Here is a 15,684-nt window from a genome sequence, read left to right as displayed (position 1 = left end):
GAGTCATCGACATGAAAGCGATTCCTGTTATTGATGGACCTTTGATCAACGTATTCGGCTGGCTGACGGCTCCTGATTGCCTGCCGATTATTTCCGTGCCTGGGGTGGGAGAGTCGCCTGCTGCGCCCTGCAACTTTAATGAGTCTTCTGCCGTCATCTTGCAAGATGAGATTGAACGTGGCGTGGTTGATGTGCCATTCGCCATCAGAAAAAAAAGCGGTGTGGCGCGTTCCCGATCTGCCAGCAAAGCGACGATTTTTGCCTCAACGCTAGGGCAGGAATTTATTAAATATTGCCATGCGTCTGGTGAGAATATCGGTATTACCTGCGTATCAAGTTCGTCAACGTTGCCGATTGCCTGGGAATTTGAATCCGTTGGTGTACGCGATGGCTGGAATGAGACAGATACCATGCTGCTGCCCAGTTCGATACCCAGCGCGATATCCACGCAGATCGCCGCCGCACACAATCTGCATGCCACTGCGTTAACGTTTCTTGATGGCATGATGAGAGCCTGTTCAGCACTGGAATATGCGGCACTTTGTTTTCACTATCAACGTGCGCAAGAAATTTTACTGTTGTGCGCGGAAGAGGTGAGCCCTCCGCACCAGATTGCTGCCGAGCATATTAATTATGCGCATGCGGGCTTGTTGTTCAATGGTGCCAGCGGAATAGTCCTTTCGGCTCCAACCCAAAAAGCCACAGGATGGCAATTTAAAATTATCTATCGTTATTCGCCCGGCGAACAGATTGAGTTCCCCCCAGAATGGCGAACAGATCGCGCTTATTATGAAATGGTTTTAAAAAGTGAACTGACTGCATTTACCTCATGGTTATTACCGTTATTCATTCACCAGTCGGTTAGTGAAGCGAAGAATCATAGAATCATAGTGAAGTGTGGTCATGAAAACCTCGGTGGTTTTGTCCTGGGGTTGGAATGGAAGGGGTAGAAATGGATCATATCCCTGTTGTTGCTGGATTGATCATGAGAATGCGCTATCCGACAGCCAGAGCCTGGATTGGCGGTCCAGCAGTTTATGCATCAACAGGAATGCGTTTAATGGGCCTCCATTCGAGGATGATGGCGGCAGTAAGTCACTCTATGAGTGAGGATGAGCGTTCTGTTATTGAACTTTTATCCTGTGATGATCGCTGCATGACCTCGATTAACAATCCATTGCTGACCTGGCATAGCGAAAATGTTCTCGGTAGTAAAGGGAATGGCAAACTTGATGGCATGCCTGCTATCTGGAAAAGCGAAAAAAATAGCGACTTACTGAATGGGGCGTTGGTGGTGCTGGCAAATGGCGATCCTGCATGGTATTGCTCGATTTTAACCAAAACGCAGCCACAGCTAACGCTGATGGACTTCAATATGAACTGGCTGGCCATCAGGGGGGAAGAGCTGCGTCAGTGTCTCCGTTATGTGGATATGATTACCATCACGAGGCATGAGTACAGCTCACTGGGAAAACGTTTTTTTGCCACATTTCTTGCGCAAAAGAACAAGTTTCTGCTGGTGAAAGATGGCAGTCATGGATCTGAGTTAATTTCTGGCGAAGAGAGAGAATTACTCGCACCCGCTATGCCACGAACTGTCACAACTGATGTCGGGTGTGGTGATCTGTTGATCGGTTTAGTGGCTGGTTATCTCAGCCATCAACTCTCACGAGCTGATGCAATGGTTTTTCAACAGATAAAAGCAGGTTATCTGGCTGCACTTCCCTGGATAGCAACCCTGCTGGAGTCTGGCTGCAACGAGTCATTTATCCGGAGGTGTATGAATGAATTCCGGTAATCTGGTAGCAAAAGAGAATGAAATGGATAATAGTGAGATTAAACGTAAGGATGACAGAATTTTCCCTGTTTTCTTCATGTTTATCTCTCTGGTTAATCTTATTTTTTGTCTTGGTTTTATCTTTTTTATCGACCTAAAAATTGCTTTTGTGATTGCGTTGTCTTGTTATCTGCTTATTGTTGTCCTTGAGCTGAAGCACAATATTCGGTCGCCGGTCTCTATCTTTATGCTACTGATGTATGTTGTTTTAACTATATTATCCTGGTTTGATATCTATATTGGACATCGCGCAGGAATTATTATATTTACCTCTCTGGCATTGCTTGTTGGTGGGTTGTTGTTAGCAGGAAAACCCTTTACCGCATTTTATTCTGCTGGAAGAGGATTAAGAACGCTGCATTATACTAATTCTGCTATATGGCTACAGGCTTATCTGTTGTCACTTTTTTTTAGTGTTTGGTTTGTTCCTGAAATTGAATTCATCCTCGTTCCTTATGCGATTTGCATTATGGCAGGCCTGCTGACTATATTTTTTAGCGTTGTATGGTTTGGCAATGGCAATATTCGAAAAGATAAGTTTTCAATTAATAATTTTAACTTCAAAAGAATTATCGGAAACTCTGCTGAGTATCAGAAATTTTTTATCGAAAAAGTGCTGTCTGATGAACAGCGTAGCCACCTGTTATTAAATGAATTACAACACGAGATTGCGAATTCAGCATTTGATGGCAATGATAATGTGCTGATTTTTTGTGCCTATGATGGCGAAAAAATGGTGGGATGTATCCGATGTGTACTGGCTAATGAGGTGCCTCTGCCGATTGAACATGAATCTAACCTTGATCTTCAGAATTTAAAACGCGTTGGCTTCATATTGCAGGCAGGGCGGTTTTCTATTGACGAAAAATATCGGGAAAGACCGGAGGTTATTACCGGACTATTTAAGTGCTTAATTGAGTTGGCGTTGGAGAAAGATATTTCCTTTATTATCGGTAATGCGGCGACACATCGGGTGACGCTGTATATGAAACTGGGCTTTCATCTACTTTTTCCCCCATCAGACCCGCGCTCTCGAGTGAAATTACCGTACGGCACGTTGTGCACACCGGTCATTATGAATTTTTCTAACCTCATAATAAAGAATCGCGATGAGGCGAGTAAATATGGGTTTATTGATTACGTTAATCGTTATTTGCTTGAAAGATGGTATAAGCGGGCGGCACTGCGTTATTACCTTAAAAAAACCAGTAATCGACCATGGGAATTAGAAGTGAAAGATATCAGGAATTTATTAAATCCAGTCGGAGATATTGCAAAATGAAAAAATTACGATGGGTTATATTTTTAACACTATTGTCATCGTTTGGTGTGCTGGCTGACATGCAAGATGAGCTTTTCAGCATGCGTACGACAACCAAGCTGGAACAGGTAATTGAACAATATCGGCCGCTAGCTGAAAAAGATCTTCAGGCATTAAAAATAATGGGTATCGCATGGCACCAGTTAGCACTTGATAAGAAAGATAAGGCTTCTGAACAGGCAGTTGAATATCTGAGTCGTTATTGCCAGTCAGCACCTGAAGATATGTTAGCCTTGGCTTGGCTGGGCAGTTCTTACGCCATGTTAGCCAGAGACAGCAGTGCAGTGTATAAAAAAATTACTTATGTCAATAAAGGACTCGGCATGCTGGATAAAGCGGTGAATGCCACCGATGATAATTATCAGGTAAGAGTAATCCGTGCCAGCGTGATTTACGGTTTACCCGATATGTTCAATCGTAAAAAAATGGCTTTCAATGATTATTTGTACCTAACCTCCCATTTCTCACTCACTCCCGATAATCAAAGCGAATTTTATTATAAATTAGGCGTTCTTGCTGAAGATGTTGGTAATGCATCTTCGGCAGTCGATTTCTTCAAAAAATCAGTTTCCGCCGATGGTGAGTCTAAATGGGCTAATAAGTCGAAAGGGAAACTGTAATGATTAGGATTCGAGAGGTGAGTCATCAATACTCGTTGGGACATAGCACAATATTGGCATTGCAAAATGTTTCTCTGGACATTGCTACATCTGAAATGGTGGCAATTACTGGATCTTCAGGTAGTGGAAAATCTACATTATTAAATGTTCTAGGATGTTTGCTGACGCCGAATGCGGGAGAGGTATTTCTGCTGGATAAACTGACGAACACGCTTAATGATTATCAGAAATCATTATTTCGTCGGAATAATATTAGCTTCATTTTTCAGTCCTTTAATTTATTACCGGTTCTATCAGTTGATGAAAATGTCGAGTATCCGTTGATCTTACAGGGCGTCAAAAAAGCGGAACGCAAAAAACGCGTCGCAGACATTATTAATGATGTGGGTCTGATGTCGTTTCGACAACATCGTCCGGATCAGTTGTCTGGAGGGCAACGGCAGCGAGTCGCTATTGCCCGGGCGTTGATTACAAAACCTAAATATGTCTTAGCGGATGAACCGACGGCAAATTTAGACAGTGAAAATAGCAAAATAATACTGAACCTTATAGCGGAGATGAATCGCATACATGGGATCTCATTTATTTTCGCCACTCATGATGCCAACGTATACAACTTCGCACAGCGAGTGATCAATATGACAGACGGGAGAGTCATATGACTACAGCACTGTTAGCTCTGCGTAATGTCTTCAGGAACAAACGTCGGACAGCGATTATTTTTCTTTCGATCTCGGCAGCGATGAGCGCCATGATTGTGTTTGGTGGTTTTATTAATTACACCTTTGAAGGACTCAGAGAATCGACTATAAGAACCCAGTTGGGCCATTTTCAGATTGCTAAACGTGGCTATTTCGAGCAAGGGGCATCTCAGAGCAGAGAACTGCTGATCTCGTCGCCACAGCAACTGGAAGCAACGTTGGAAACAACGCCTCATATCAGCACAATATCAAGGAGACTCACCGGGTCTGGACTGATTACGGTTGGCCAGGCGACGCTATCTGCCAAATTAATCGGTGTGATGCCGGAAAGGGATGAGGAGTTCTCTAATTATGAGATTGTGGTTGAAGGCAGACAAATTGAGCAAGGCCATGATGATGAGTGCGTGGTGGGCAGCCAACTTGCGAAAGGTCTCGCGGCTAAGGTGGGGGATACCGCGACGATACTCAGTTCGAGTTTTGACGATGCAATCAATGCCGTGGATTGTACGATTGTCGGTATCGTACGTACACCGGCAAAAGAATATGACAAAATTTATGTAAAAATGAACCTGGCACATCTGCAACGATTATTTGATACAGAAAAAATTGAGTATCTGGTGTTGTTACTGGATGACTCCAAAAGCTTATCTACAGTTGCCAGCACAATCGACACGATTATCGGTAGTGAGTATGAATACAAAGAGTGGACGCAGCTTGCTGAGTTTTATCAGGGAGTGGTCAATCTGTATACCTCCATATTTAAGCTTAGTTTTATTGTCTTATCGATTATTGTTATTTTAAGTATCACTAATACGATGAGTATGTCCGTTTTTGAGCGATTTCGTGAGATAGGCACGTTACGTGCTATAGGGCAGACAAGGCTCTCAATCATCGGGTTATTTATTAGTGAGGGCATTATTATCGGTATTTTTGGTGGTGTCATTGGTGTTGTCGCTGGAACAGGATTTGCTGAGATTATTAACCTTTCAGGTGGTATAGCGATACCGGCTCCGCCAGGGATGTCCAACGGATATACTGCACATATTAATATCGATTTTTCTGTTGTTTTTTATTCTTTTATGATGTCGATGATAACTGCAACTATATCTTCATTATATCCAGCAATTATTGCAGCCAAAAAGGATATTGTCGAGGCGCTGACCCATATATGAAAACACGACTTATTACCCTCTTCCTATCAATGATGCTGCCTATGGCATTAATGGCGGCTGATAAACCGGATTTGACGCTTTCACCAGAGGCGATACTGACGCGGGTCGATAATATTCGAGCGCCGGGGAGTGATTTTATTTTTACGGTTACAGCCGATGTTAATAAGGGTGAATCTATTAGCGAATATATCGTGAAAGTCAACAACAGCACGAAAAGCCTAGTGCAGTATACCAAACCGGTAAAAAATAAGGGGCGGGTTATCCTGTTAGATGACCGAAATATGTGGATATATATACCTGGCACTAGCCGAGCGATGAGAATATCACCTCAGCAGCAACTGGTTGGTGCTGCTTCTAATGCTGATATTTCGCGCGTTGTTTTTAACATCGACTATAACCCGATTTCAGCAGTGACAAAAAACGAGCAATCCCAGCAAGTTATTGAACTTGAGTTACAGGCCAAAGAAGCATCGACGCCATACAGAAAAGTGGTATTAACTGTCGATAAGCACAGCTTGAAGCCAATTAAAGCAGATTTTTATGCATTGTCAGGTAAGCAGTTAAAAACAATAGCCTATATTGAATACTCCACGGTTTTGGGCAGTGAACGGCCAGTGAAGTTAGTAATTAACGACAGTGTTAACACCAATAACACGACAACATTGACCTATAGCCAGTTTTTACTGGAAAAAACGCCGGAAGCATTTTATCAGCCATCCTATCTGAACAGAATAAGATAGCAGGATAAGTCGGGGACTTTATGCAGAAGCGTGCTGTAAAACGGCCATGGTTTATATACGGATTGTGGTCACTGGTTATAATCCCGCTGCTGAGCAGCGCTGAAGATGCTGATTTCAATTATCAGTTGCAGAGCGATCTTCGTAGCTATTCATATCAGGGGGGAAAATATAGGAACAGTCAGGATTTCAACCTATACTCTGACAACTATGCACAACTAATGGCTCACTTCTCCTCCCGCTACCAGTATCAACGCCTCTCAGTACCAGTAAAAATAAGGGCTAGCGAGAAATATTCTTTTGATAAGTACAACGATCAATCGGATATCTTCGTTGATGAGGCACTTTTCGATTATTCTGTCACCGACACATTTATTTTAAATCTCGGTCGTAGGCAGTTAGTAAATGGTGTAGCGATTGGAAATAATCCAACCGACTTCCTTAATGCAAATAAATTTCAGGATCGGCATCTGGCAGATCAGCAACGGCGGTCTGAGATAAAAGGTGATGATATCATTGGATTAATCAACTATTTTTCATCTTCTTCTGTGCAGTTCTACTATTCGCCATCAGAAAATTCCAGTTGGTTACAATATGCCTATAATTTCCCTTTTCTTAATACCGATGCAGGGATTTCATATTACCATAATGACATCAATGCTATAGGGGTTAATATTTCAACAACCTTTACCGATAAGATTACGGGTTATATTGAAAACTCACTTTCAGATAAAAGAAATCGTGCAGTAGTTGATGCACAGGGAGATTTTCATCGCGAGTCTGGACTCTTTACTGATCTGGTCGTTGGTGCACAATATACATTTGATAATGGTATCAATATTAACTCCGAGTACTGGTATAACCAACATGGTTATACCAAGGATGAGTATGAAAATATCTCTGGAGCAGTAGCCACAGGGAAAATAAAATATGTCGATGTCTCTCAATATCTTAATTTGCGTAATCGGCATAAAAATAAATTTTTTTTACGATTTAGTGATATCCCTGTTAATGATGATATCAAGCTGGAACAAACTTTAATTTATGATTTAGAACGTAATAGTCATTTTCTGCGGAGCACCATGATTGGCCAGCTATCGACAAATTCAACACTAAGAGCCAGCCTTGAATTCTATCAGGGAAAGGGGAAGAGTGAATATGGCGGTAACCCAATAAATTATGGCGTTTTTTTGTCTTGGCTATATTTCTGGGAGAGTCGCTGATCATGGTTCTGACCACGCGTAATCCGGAACGTTATGACATTTATAAGGACTGTTCTGCATTTTATTACCCGGATTTTCACAGTTTTGAAGTGGTGTTGGGTAGCGAAAGTCCCCCTTTTTTTTCTGCTGAGCGGGTGGATGCTATGTTGAATGGAATGACAAAAATTGCGCATGGTGATCTGGCTTGTTCAGAATCCCTCAATTTTTTTGTGCTGCGTTCAGGATATCCAGAAATTTTTAATCTTGGCGCCGATCTTGATCTGTTTTACTTGTTAGCAGAGGAGAAAAATAGAGATAAACTTCGCTTCTATGCTGACAAATGCGTCGATCTTATTCACTACCTCTATTATGGTATCAATAAGTCGATAACGACCATTTCGTTGGTTGAAGGCGACTGTATTGGCGGTGGCTTTGAGGCTGCCTTGGCCTGTGATTATCTCATTGCCAGCGAGTCATCAAATTTTTCGTTTCCTGAAATTAAGCTGGGTATTTTTCCGGGGATGGGGGCCGCTTCCATTCTATCTCGTGTGCTTCGCAGAGGGGATTATCAACGTATTTTCCTTTCGGGTGAGATGTTCTCAGCGCAACAGCTTTTCAATATGGGACTGGTGAGTCAAGTTATTCCAGATGGGCAGGGGGAATATGCATTAAGGACATTCCTCAAGCGCATGAATACTCCTGCGAGTTATCAATTATCGCGTATCTATAAATACTCTAAGACGTTGCCGATGTCAGAGTTACGCTTTTTTGCTGAGCAGTGGGTGGAGGGTATTATGAATCTAAACCGGCGGCAGCTTGCATTGATCGCTTATGCGGCAACGCAGCAGAGAAGGTAAGATCAGCGTGGGGACGACGAATGTCGATTGGAGGGCTGCAAGGATTTGGGACTCAATGCTGGAATCGCCGAAATCTGTTGCCAGCATCTTTCTGATGAACTAGTACCTGAAGGGGAACTGGCTGGTGTGTTGGCTGAAACCTTCATGATTAGTAGTCATAAAGCGCAGGATCAGAGTGTTATGACCAGTTTCCATTTTACGATGTGACAGACATATTCCGCTTGTTAATGAACAGTGCGATTTCTTCCTGCAATGAAACCACTATATCCTGTATTGCCAAAAAGGGGTTGTGATGTAAATCTTCATTATTACATATAGAGTTGTTTACTGACGTATTGCAGCGATGATCGCACCTTAGACGAGTATCTGCCTAAGGAGTGTTCACTAATGGTGGGTAAGAGCACTCTCGTGGCGTCAGGCTTCCTGGGCTGCCGCCAGTATTTATAACTGCTGCGATGAACCCCAAATACGTTGCACACAACGGCAACAGGAAACCGCGCCCTGAGTTTCTCAACTAATGAGAATTGTTCTGGGAGTCTGACATCAAGAACGTGGTAGCCTTTTTTAATATATCCCTTTAAATTTCAAGGCTTTGTAATCTTTTCTTCAACTCACGCATCTCAATTTTCTCAGGTGTCATGGGTGAAGCTATGGGTGATTTCCCCGCTCGCTCTTCTTTCAGTTGTCGAACCCATTTATCCATCGTGGATTTGCCGACATTCATCGCAATGGCAACGGTGTAGAGCTGATCGAGTACAAGCTGGGCAGCTTCGAGGCGAAACTCTGGGCTAAAATTGCGTCTGTTACGTCCGGTCATAATGTCACCTGTTTTGACTATGAGGCGATGGTATCACCTCTATTCAGATGGCCAAATTCACTATGCCACTACAGCTAGAATTCCTGTTATTCATCAAGGCTCTACAGAAACCAGAGCGGGATCTGTAGGCTTATCGCATATCATATTCATTGCTGAGCTTAGCCGGATCATTCGGTAGTTTAGCGTCTTACGGCTTCTTTCCGCTAGGCCCGTGCTTTCAATGGCAATGTCGTCATGCAGGTCTGACTGTCGTCATAGGTTGCAAAGGGCGAACTTGCCACGCGTCCCTGATAGGTGACATTAATCGTTCCTTCAATATTGCGCGGCAACCATACACCAACGAAGCCATTTTGATGGCTGCTCAGTGTTTTCTGCACGATAACGTTACCTGTTTTATCCGTGATTTTTACGTCAAATGCGGTATTGGCGAGTTCACCCTGACACCCAGATAAGCTGTGATTAAAGCAGGGATGAGTTTGCTGAATATAAGGAGCGAATGAGAGATAGAATTTATTGCCCAGCGGATAGCTGTACTGCTGCTGCCCATCCGATAATTTCAGTGCTTTGCCGGTAATCGACGCGCTGTAGAGTAATGGCCTGGCCTGCGGCGATTGATCGATAGCATCGACGATCTGCTCGACCGTTTTCCCCGCCAGACCTTGCTTTGCCAGAAACGCGCTGGCGTCCGTTACCGCGGCAAAACCTGGGGTGCTTAACGTCAGAGTGAACAGTGCCGCCATCATTTTTATCTTCATTATCATTTCCTCTCAATAAGAGTCATCATCTGGAATCACAGGTTATAACGTTACACCTTCCCCCTACGGGAAGGTCAAAAGGCGGGATGTATAGAAAGGTAAATTAATGTATTTACTGGTTTTTTATTGATGCTGGTCAATTTTGAATTAATGTGAATGGCGGTGATATTAGCGTCATTATTGATGTGGATTCAGGTTCTGTTTTATAGGTGCTGAGCGCTACATCTCTGTACCATAGAGACGACCACATGGAACAATTCATCTTTAGCCTGTTGTTCCGTAATAATCCCTTTTACAGCGGCATAAGATAACCCTTCGGCGGAACCGAGCATGGCGCGCAGCGCGGCGTCATGGAGAGGTTTACCCGCGCAGAATGGGGCAAAGAGATCGCGGCATTTTTCCGTGAAGGTGGCATCGTACTCCTGCCTGATTTGTTCAAGCTCTGGGGTTCCGGTGAGCGCCGCCATGACGTTGGGCATTTCACGGCCCTGAAGCAGTACGCAATCAATGTACGAAGTAGCAATCACCGCAGCCAGCTTATCGAGTACGGGCTCAGTTTTACGGATAATGTCATCCATAATCGCTGTCTGGCGAGCATCATATTCCTTATAAAGTGCAGCTAACAGCCCCGAACGGTTAGTAAAGTGATCATAAACCACCGGTTTCGTTACACCAGCCCGTTCCGCCAGATGCCCGAGCGTCAGCGCTTCCGTACCTTCTTCCCGAATAATCTGCCAAGCGGCTTTGATCAGCTGTATATGGCGATCTTCTCTTGATAAACGCTGTCGTGCCTGTGGCTTGGACATTGGCGATATTATCCTGTTGACATTCTTATGTACCAAAAGTAACTTACTAATAGTAGGTTACTGTTAGTATATAAGACTATATCTGACGCTGTTTTATAGCAATAGGGAGTACTCGGAATGCATGCATTACTTGTCGTTTCTCATCCTGTTCATACCTCACTCACTCACAGTGTCGCTACCGCAATTGCGGAAGGGATCGCTGGGGCAAACCCAGAAAATACGTTTGAAATCGCAGATCTTACAGAGGAAGGCTTTAACCCTGTGTTTTCTGTGCCAGATATAGCGGCTTTCCAGTGTACAGGTGCAACACCACCTGACGTCAGTGCTGAGCAATCCCGTATTGATAACGCAGATGCGCTGGTGCTGGTGTTCCCGATTTACTGGTGGTCCATGCCGGGGTTGTTGAAAGGGTGGATCGATCGCGTGTTTTCAAACGGCTGGGCCTATGAAGAAACCGCCGATGGAAATGTGATAAAGAAGCTGGGGCATTTACCGGTACACCTTGTGGCGCTGGGTGCAGTCAACCAGAGAACATTTGAAAAGCATGGCTATGCAGACGCCTTTCATGTCCAGATCGCACACGGGATTTTTGACTACTGTGGTGCGCCAGTATTGACGTCTGAAATACTGCTGATGCCGGAAATGGAAACGCCAGAGGTGTATATCGACGCCGCGCGCAATATTGGTGGGCGCGTTTTCCGCTAATCGTTATTTTAAGCCATAGACAACAAATCCTATTTTTAAAATAATAGCGTCTTTAAATCATGACGTTTTAATCCCTTATTTCTTCTGGCCGTATGGTAGATGGCTGATTACCGTTTGGCCAAACGGATGATATATTTTTAGCCTCATTTCAGCATACTTTGCGTATCGGCATCAATGACGTGCTAGATCGTAAACGCATCCTCGCTATGAAATTAGATAATAAAGGGAAATATATGAATTCCGCTGGGCATATTTAACTGGATCGACGAATCCTGTCTGAAAATATTAAAAGCCATCGCGCAATCAATTGGGAATTCGATGCTATTAACCATCGAACCTTTGCTGGAGCATGAAGAAACCTCACCAAGGTTATTGATGAATGCGCTGTTTCAATCTGTCATCTGCCAAGATGGCACGCGATACAGAACGTTGAAAGATATGGAAGATATTCTGACGTTAAGTGGATTAACCCTCGTTGGTACAAAGAAAATAACCACTGGTCATACGGTCGTTGAGATTAAATTAAGCGCGGCGGCGTAGTGTTGAATACCGTGGGGGCTTAGTTTTCCTACGTTTTCCTCATGGTGATCTCATGACTACTGTTATTAAAATCATGTTATTAAAAACAGTATTGACATGGTTTTTAAAATCCGTAAATTAGTTACCAACGGCAGCTAAGTTTCAAGCTGCTGTGATGTTAAAGACAGTGAATATGTTCTTTAACACGAATTTTGCGATACAGGTCACGAAGTATTGTTATATGGGTAATCGATGTTGAGAAATATTCATAATCCTCACTCGATAATGCTTTAAGGCCACGTAGTCAGTACCGACAATCGCAAAAAGGGGACGAAAGCGCGATGATGTAAGGCCATGATTTTGTTTTTATTGGTTGCGATTACGTGTTGGTTTAGTGATGTGAAAAATATCGCAACATGAGTAAAGCCACGCATCAAAGAGTCTCTATCGCGATGGGGGATGTACTTGTTGACCTGCCATATCTTTGAATGGTGATAAGGTTGGCAGAGTGTTTAAATCAGTAAATATAGGGAGGTTTAGCTCATTTTAGTACCCAATATTATCTGTTATAAACGTGTACATTTGAAGCAGTATCGATAGTAGTAAGATGTTATTAAGTCAATGAATGTTAAATCTTAAATCTGCAGTACCTTAAAAGCCCTGGCTAATATAGTCAGGGCTTTTATCATTTGGAACCGTTGCTATATCAAGCCGTTATTTCAGATGTTTTTGCAACTCTGCGCCTGCCTGCTCCAGTGCGGTGATGACTGTCGGCTCCTCGCTCAGCGGATTCAGCAGACCGTAGTCATGAATCATGCCGTTATAGCGAGTCACGGTCACGGGCACTCCAGCTGCATCCAGCTTACGTCCGAACGCTTCGCCTTCATCGCGCAGTACGTCCAGCTCTGCCGTCTGAATCAATGTCTGCGGGAAGCCCTTCAACTGTTCCGTACTGGCACGAAGTGGGGAGGCAAGAATGTTATTACGGTCTGCCGCGTGAGTCGTGTAGTTATCCCAGAACCACTTCATCATATTTTTCGTCAGGAAATAGCCCTTTTCATACTGGTTATAGGACGCGTTATCGAAGTTCGCATCCGTTACAGGCCACAGCATGACGTTATAACGAATTTTCGGCCCGCCGAACTGTTTAGCCTGTAGGGTAACAGAAGCGACCATATTGCCGCCGACGCTGTTGCCAACTAACGCCAGACGACTACCGTCCACACCAATTTCCTGACCGTGCTCGGCCACCCACTGCGTCGCCTCATAAGCCTGATTGATGGCGACAGGGAAGCGTGCTTCAGGGGACGGGGTGTAATCCACGTACACCGCGGCGGCACCAGACGCCCTGACCAGATCGCGGATTAAACGTTCGTGGGTTGGGAAATCACCGAGCACCCAGCCGCCGCCATGGAAAAACATGAACACCGGCAGCGTACCTGATGCATTTTCCGGCTTCACGATTTTCAGCTTAATAGCCTGACCGTTCACCTGGATGGTTTTTTCAGACACCTGTGCGGCTGGCAGCTTCACGCCCTGTTGCGCGCCGATCAAAACCTGACGCGCTTCCTGTGGAGTCATCTGCTCTATCGGTTTGCCCTTACCGGAATTCAGAACATCAAGAAATGCCTGTACGCCAGCGGTCGGCGCAGGGGTGTTGATCGGCTGCGCAGAAGCGACGGATGTCATAGAAGCGAATACGGCAGACGTCAGGATGGTGGAGATGGTTTTCATGATATTGGCCTTTTTTAAAATCGTGCGGTTGATAGGTTCACAAGGGTGATTTTAATTTTAATGCGATTTAATAGCTAGATATATACTTGCGTGCAAGTTACTTTTGGTCAAACATTATTTATAATTTTTTTAAGCTTGTGAGTAACGGAGTGTTTAAAATGAAAGAAAACAGTACCTTGGGTGAACTATTGTGCTTCTCTCTGTATTCGGTCGCCAATGCACTGATTCGCCAGTATCGGCCGCTGCTGAAAGAATTCGATCTGACTTACCCGCAGTTTGTCGTCCTTCTGTCCCTGTACGATCAGGACAATATCCTGCTCAAAGAACTGAGTGAGAAAACGCTGTTTGATTCCGGCACGCTGACGCCGCTTGTCCAGAAACTGGAAGCCAAGGAATTTTTAAACCGGGTTGCGGTTTCGGGTGATGAACGCATGAAAAAAGTGGTGCTGACTGACAAGGCGCTTGCGTTGAAAGAACGGATTGTCGACCTGCCAAATCAGATGCGTTGCTCTATGCGTATGAAGGATGAGGATCTGAATATGCTGCGACAGCTTTCTAAAAATCTGCTGGAAGAATTATAGCCGGGTGGGGGAAAAGCTCGATTTCCTATCGAGGATTTTCGAATTTTCGGGTCGATCTGGCGATGCGAACGGATCAAACAGGATGGTAAGTGACAGATGCCACACCTACTCTCAGGTGTGGCATAGCATGTTATTGTGCGCGAACTCGCACGCCCGCAAAAACAATCACCATTGCTGATACCAGCAATAATCCGCTGCCAGCAAACACGCCGCTGGCTCCGTTGAGGTCAAATATCACCCCGCCACCCGCTGCGCCAGCCCCGATCGCAAACTGGATCGATGCTACCAGTAAACCGCCCGCGCTTTCGGCTTCGTCCGGTACGGTTGTCGCAAGCCAGGTTGACCAGCCCACGGGAACCAGACCAAACGCAAATCCCCACATCGCGACCAGCAGACCGTCCAGCATTGCCAGATGTCCAAAGGCCGCCATGGTCAGAGCCAGAACGCCCATCACAAATGGCACCAGTGCCAGCGTCAGGCGCAAGTTTCGCGCCAGTAGATAACCGGCAATCGAAGTACCGACAAAATTGGCGAGGCCAAAGCCGAGTAGAATCAGGGAAATATTTTCGACGCTTGCCTGCCCGACAGTTTCCAGAAACGGACGCAGGTAGGTAAAGAAGGCGAAATGTCCGCTGAAGATCAGCACCGTTGCCAGCAGTCCGCCGATCATGCCCGGACGGCGCAGCACGCGAAGCAGTGTTCCCAGGCTACCGCTGCTTTCCGGCTTCATCGATGGTAACACCCACAATTGCCAAAACAGCGCCACAACGCTCGGCAGAATGCAGAGGATAAAGACGTTTCGCCAGCCAATCAAACTCCCCAGATAGCTGCCAAGCGGTGCGGCAACAACGGTGGCAATCGAGACGCTGGAGAAGATCACCGCTAGCGCTTTAGGCACTTTATCCTTGGGCACAAGGCGCATCGCCGTGGCGGTGGACATGGCCCAGAATCCACCAATGGCAATCCCTAGCAGTAAACGTCCAAATAGCAACACATGCAGATTGGGGGCAAACGCCACCAGCAGGCTGGAGATGATTTGCAGTACCGAGAAAAACATCAACACCCAACGGCGGTCGATGCTTTTAGTTGCCGATGTGATGAGCAAGCCGGTCACCAGCGCGACTAGTGCCGTTGCGGTCACCGCCTGGCCTGCCATTCCCTCCGTGACGCCTAAACTTGTCGCCATCGGCGTTAATAAACTGGCTGGTAGAAACTCAGCCGTAATCAGGCCAAATACCCCCAGTCCCAGTGAATAAACGGCTCGCCAGGCGGGTTTTGCGGGCGTGATGGCCTCACTTGCCGCTATACATGAATTCATCT

Annotated in this window: 16 protein-coding genes and 1 pseudogene; 12 read left to right on the top strand and 5 right to left on the bottom strand. The window is 45.1% G+C overall.

Going from position 1 to position 15,684, the window contains the following annotated elements; all coding sequences use genetic code 11:
* The first annotated feature begins 11 nt into the window (after window positions 1-11).
* From LOZ86_RS17575 to LOZ86_RS17535, 9 genes are read left to right on the top strand one after another with little or no spacing between them, the layout of a single operon-like run.
* Window positions 12-950: a hypothetical protein gene (locus LOZ86_RS17575; RefSeq protein WP_230242528.1), complete on the top strand. Its 939-nt coding sequence runs from the start codon at window positions 12-14 to the stop codon at window positions 948-950.
* Window positions 938-1,798, top strand: coding sequence for a carbohydrate kinase family protein (locus LOZ86_RS17570; RefSeq protein ID WP_230242526.1), 861 nt, complete (start codon window positions 938-940; stop codon window positions 1,796-1,798). The genes LOZ86_RS17575 and LOZ86_RS17570 overlap by 13 nt, the downstream gene beginning before the upstream one ends.
* Window positions 1,785-3,119 (top strand): N-acyl amino acid synthase FeeM domain-containing protein, encoded by a 1,335-nt coding sequence (locus tag LOZ86_RS17565; protein WP_039513026.1) that lies wholly within the window; start codon window positions 1,785-1,787, stop codon window positions 3,117-3,119. Before LOZ86_RS17570 ends, LOZ86_RS17565 begins: the two co-directional genes overlap by 14 nt.
* Window positions 3,116-3,778 (top strand): hypothetical protein, encoded by a 663-nt coding sequence (locus tag LOZ86_RS17560; RefSeq protein WP_039483725.1) that lies wholly within the window; start codon window positions 3,116-3,118, stop codon window positions 3,776-3,778. The genes LOZ86_RS17565 and LOZ86_RS17560 overlap by 4 nt, the downstream gene beginning before the upstream one ends.
* Window positions 3,778-4,440 (top strand): ABC transporter ATP-binding protein, encoded by a 663-nt coding sequence (locus LOZ86_RS17555; RefSeq protein WP_039513023.1) that lies wholly within the window; start codon window positions 3,778-3,780, stop codon window positions 4,438-4,440. Before LOZ86_RS17560 ends, LOZ86_RS17555 begins: the two co-directional genes overlap by 1 nt.
* Window positions 4,437-5,651 (top strand): ABC transporter permease, encoded by a 1,215-nt coding sequence (locus tag LOZ86_RS17550; RefSeq protein WP_039513021.1) that lies wholly within the window; start codon window positions 4,437-4,439, stop codon window positions 5,649-5,651. Before LOZ86_RS17555 ends, LOZ86_RS17550 begins: the two co-directional genes overlap by 4 nt.
* On the top strand, window positions 5,648-6,391 hold the full coding sequence (locus LOZ86_RS17545) for an outer membrane lipoprotein-sorting protein (RefSeq protein WP_039513019.1): 744 nt from the start codon (window positions 5,648-5,650) through the stop codon (window positions 6,389-6,391). The genes LOZ86_RS17550 and LOZ86_RS17545 overlap by 4 nt, the downstream gene beginning before the upstream one ends.
* A gap of 20 nt (window positions 6,392-6,411) precedes the next feature.
* Window positions 6,412-7,611, top strand: a complete 1,200-nt coding sequence (locus tag LOZ86_RS17540; protein WP_039483732.1) for a hypothetical protein — start codon at window positions 6,412-6,414, stop codon at window positions 7,609-7,611.
* 2 nt (window positions 7,612-7,613) lie between these two features.
* The gene (locus LOZ86_RS17535) at window positions 7,614-8,447 is read left to right on the top strand and encodes a crotonase/enoyl-CoA hydratase family protein (RefSeq protein WP_052012055.1); all 834 of its coding nucleotides are present in this window, start codon (window positions 7,614-7,616) and stop codon (window positions 8,445-8,447) included.
* Window positions 8,448-8,850: 403 nt separating this feature from the next.
* Here LOZ86_RS17535 and LOZ86_RS17530 read toward each other — a convergent pair.
* From LOZ86_RS17530 to LOZ86_RS17520, 3 genes and pseudogenes are all read right to left on the bottom strand, one after another.
* A pseudogene (locus LOZ86_RS17530) lies at window positions 8,851-9,264 on the bottom strand (transposase); the annotation flags it as partial.
* A 203-nt stretch (window positions 9,265-9,467) separates the two neighbouring features.
* The gene (gene cueP, locus LOZ86_RS17525; protein WP_039483734.1) at window positions 9,468-10,019 is read right to left on the bottom strand and encodes a copper-binding periplasmic metallochaperone CueP; all 552 of its coding nucleotides are present in this window, start codon (window positions 10,017-10,019) and stop codon (window positions 9,468-9,470) included.
* A 203-nt stretch (window positions 10,020-10,222) separates the two neighbouring features.
* On the bottom strand, window positions 10,223-10,825 hold the full coding sequence (locus tag LOZ86_RS17520) for a TetR/AcrR family transcriptional regulator (RefSeq protein WP_039483736.1): 603 nt from the start codon (window positions 10,823-10,825) through the stop codon (window positions 10,223-10,225).
* A gap of 117 nt (window positions 10,826-10,942) precedes the next feature.
* Between LOZ86_RS17520 and LOZ86_RS17515 the strand changes: the two genes are divergently transcribed.
* Together LOZ86_RS17515 and LOZ86_RS17510 are read left to right on the top strand one after the other, a co-directional pair.
* Window positions 10,943-11,530, top strand: a complete 588-nt coding sequence (locus tag LOZ86_RS17515; protein ID WP_039483738.1) for an NAD(P)H-dependent oxidoreductase — start codon at window positions 10,943-10,945, stop codon at window positions 11,528-11,530.
* A 318-nt stretch (window positions 11,531-11,848) separates the two neighbouring features.
* Window positions 11,849-12,070, top strand: coding sequence for a hypothetical protein (locus LOZ86_RS17510; protein ID WP_039483741.1), 222 nt, complete (start codon window positions 11,849-11,851; stop codon window positions 12,068-12,070).
* 693 nt (window positions 12,071-12,763) lie between these two features.
* Here the strand turns inward: LOZ86_RS17510 and LOZ86_RS17505 are convergent.
* A complete protein-coding gene (locus LOZ86_RS17505; protein WP_039483743.1) occupies window positions 12,764-13,783 on the bottom strand; it encodes an alpha/beta hydrolase in 1,020 nt (339 codons plus the stop codon).
* 158 nt (window positions 13,784-13,941) lie between these two features.
* Here LOZ86_RS17505 and LOZ86_RS17500 point away from each other — a divergent pair, with 158 nt between their 5' ends.
* Window positions 13,942-14,364, top strand: coding sequence for a MarR family winged helix-turn-helix transcriptional regulator (locus LOZ86_RS17500; protein ID WP_039483745.1), 423 nt, complete (start codon window positions 13,942-13,944; stop codon window positions 14,362-14,364).
* Between the two features lie 130 nt (window positions 14,365-14,494).
* Here the strand turns inward: LOZ86_RS17500 and LOZ86_RS17495 are convergent, their stop codons facing one another.
* Entirely contained in the window at window positions 14,495-15,682 is a 1,188-nt protein-coding gene (locus LOZ86_RS17495; RefSeq protein WP_039483747.1) for an MFS transporter, read from the bottom strand.
* Window positions 15,683-15,684: the final 2 nt, after the last annotated feature.

The sequence above is a fragment of the Pectobacterium parvum genome (assembly GCF_020971565.1).
In the GTDB taxonomy this organism is placed as follows: Bacteria; Pseudomonadota; Gammaproteobacteria; order Enterobacterales; family Enterobacteriaceae; genus Pectobacterium; species Pectobacterium polare.
The sequence above is the reverse complement of the archived record's forward strand: the minus strand, read 5'-3'. Positions and strand labels throughout refer to the sequence as shown.

Bases quoted from the DNA above. Each gene is read 5' to 3' on its own strand.
- LOZ86_RS17575 (WP_230242528.1), top strand. From the start codon at position 12: ATGAAAGCGATTCCTGTTATTGATGGACCTTTGATCAACGTATTCGGC.
- LOZ86_RS17570 (WP_230242526.1), top strand. From the start codon at position 938: ATGGAAGGGGTAGAAATGGATCATATCCCTGTTGTTGCTGGATTGATC.
- LOZ86_RS17565 (WP_039513026.1), top strand. From the start codon at position 1,785: ATGAATTCCGGTAATCTGGTAGCAAAAGAGAATGAAATGGATAATAGT.
- LOZ86_RS17560 (WP_039483725.1), top strand. From the start codon at position 3,116: ATGAAAAAATTACGATGGGTTATATTTTTAACACTATTGTCATCGTTT.
- LOZ86_RS17555 (WP_039513023.1), top strand. From the start codon at position 3,778: ATGATTAGGATTCGAGAGGTGAGTCATCAATACTCGTTGGGACATAGC.
- LOZ86_RS17550 (WP_039513021.1), top strand. From the start codon at position 4,437: ATGACTACAGCACTGTTAGCTCTGCGTAATGTCTTCAGGAACAAACGT.
- LOZ86_RS17545 (WP_039513019.1), top strand. From the start codon at position 5,648: ATGAAAACACGACTTATTACCCTCTTCCTATCAATGATGCTGCCTATG.
- LOZ86_RS17540 (WP_039483732.1), top strand. From the start codon at position 6,412: ATGCAGAAGCGTGCTGTAAAACGGCCATGGTTTATATACGGATTGTGG.
- LOZ86_RS17535 (WP_052012055.1), top strand. From the start codon at position 7,614: ATGGTTCTGACCACGCGTAATCCGGAACGTTATGACATTTATAAGGAC.
- cueP (WP_039483734.1), bottom strand. From the start codon at position 10,019: ATGAAGATAAAAATGATGGCGGCACTGTTCACTCTGACGTTAAGCACC.
- LOZ86_RS17520 (WP_039483736.1), bottom strand. From the start codon at position 10,825: ATGTCCAAGCCACAGGCACGACAGCGTTTATCAAGAGAAGATCGCCAT.
- LOZ86_RS17515 (WP_039483738.1), top strand. From the start codon at position 10,943: ATGCATGCATTACTTGTCGTTTCTCATCCTGTTCATACCTCACTCACT.
- LOZ86_RS17510 (WP_039483741.1), top strand. From the start codon at position 11,849: ATGCTATTAACCATCGAACCTTTGCTGGAGCATGAAGAAACCTCACCA.
- LOZ86_RS17505 (WP_039483743.1), bottom strand. From the start codon at position 13,783: ATGAAAACCATCTCCACCATCCTGACGTCTGCCGTATTCGCTTCTATG.
- LOZ86_RS17500 (WP_039483745.1), top strand. From the start codon at position 13,942: ATGAAAGAAAACAGTACCTTGGGTGAACTATTGTGCTTCTCTCTGTAT.
- LOZ86_RS17495 (WP_039483747.1), bottom strand. From the start codon at position 15,682: ATGAATTCATGTATAGCGGCAAGTGAGGCCATCACGCCCGCAAAACCC.